The 751-nt window shown below is 58.2% G+C and carries 1 protein-coding gene; it reads left to right on the forward strand.

All coding sequences use genetic code 11. From position 1 onward, the window contains the following. Window positions 1–11 precede the first annotated feature (11 nt). Window positions 12–719 (forward strand): IS6 family transposase, encoded by a 708-nt coding sequence (locus BHD06_RS22780; RefSeq protein ID WP_376764874.1) that lies wholly within the window; start codon window positions 12–14, stop codon window positions 717–719. Window positions 720–751 lie beyond the last annotated feature (32 nt).

Genomic DNA, 751 nt, shown 5'->3' on the forward strand with positions numbered 1-751 from the left:
CCGCATAGGTGATGCTGATGCAAACTCAAAAGATCACTTACAAACGCCACCGGTTTCCGCCTCAGATCATCGCTCATGTTGTCTGGCTCTACGTCCGGTTCAACTTGAGCCTGCGCGAGGTCGAGGAGCTGATGCTGGAACGTGGCGTGGACGTTTCTTATGAGACGATCCGGCGCTGGAGCGTCAAGTTCGGCCCGCTGATCGCCCACGTTCTGCGGCGACGGCAGCCGCGCCCTGGCGATGTCTGGCATCTGGACGAAATCGTTGTGAAGATCGCAGGCCGGTCATACTGGCTCTGGCGCGCGGTCGACCAACAAGGCGTTGTTCTCGAGGAAATCCTCCAATCGAGGCGAGACAAGCGTGCGGCAAAGCGGCTTTTGGTCAAGCTGATGAAACGTTGGGGCTTCGTCCCAAAAAGGATCATTACGGACAAACTGCGCTCCTATGGTGCCGCCAAACGTGAGGTCGCGCCTGGCATTGATCATTGGTCACACAAGGGGCTCAATAACCGCGCAGAAAACAGCCACCTGCCCTTACGAAAGCGAGAGCGCTCATTGCAGGGCTTCCGATCACCGGGTGGATTGCAGCGCTTCGTCACTATGCAGTCCGCAACCCGCAATCGTTTCTCCGTACCAGCCCGCCTTCGTTCCGCCCTCACCATCCGCTACCATCGGCTCGAAGCTTTCGAGGCGTGGAAATCCGCGGCAAATGCCGCTTGATCAACGACCGGCATGCCAGCTTTCAAACTCGG

This window comes from Roseovarius sp. A-2 (assembly GCF_002072155.1).
Classification (GTDB): domain Bacteria; phylum Pseudomonadota; class Alphaproteobacteria; order Rhodobacterales; family Rhodobacteraceae; genus Roseovarius.